Source organism: Pseudomonas sp. BJa5 (genome assembly GCF_030272875.2).
Classification (GTDB): Bacteria; Pseudomonadota; Gammaproteobacteria; order Pseudomonadales; family Pseudomonadaceae; genus Aquipseudomonas.
This window is the reverse complement of the sequence record NZ_JALRNG020000194.1, coordinates 1-245: the sequence shown is the minus strand read 5'-3', so window position 1 is coordinate 245 and position 245 is coordinate 1. Positions and strand designations below refer to the sequence as shown.

The window sequence follows — 245 nt, the reverse complement described above, 5'->3', positions numbered from 1 at the left end:
CTGACCGGGTAACCCACAGGCACCAGGACATTCACGGCGCGCTCGCAGTTCCAGGTCAGCGTCAGCACGCGTTTTATCAGGGGTTCGCACTGGAAGATGGCCCGGCCCAGTGCGTAGAGCGATGCGACATTCAGCGCCAGGACGCCGATATCGTCGTGCCGCGCGCCTGGCGCCAGGTTGCGGCCAATAAGGCTCTTGATCATCAACGGCTGCCCCCCTGCCGGTTAACGCTCCGGTAGCGGACA

Annotated in this window: 1 pseudogene; it reads right to left on the bottom strand. The window is 64.1% G+C overall.

Going from position 1 to position 245, the window contains the following annotated elements:
* Positions 1-203, bottom strand: a pseudogene (locus tag M2D63_RS25995) (electron transport complex subunit RsxC); the annotation flags it as partial.
* Positions 204-245: the final 42 nt, after the last annotated feature.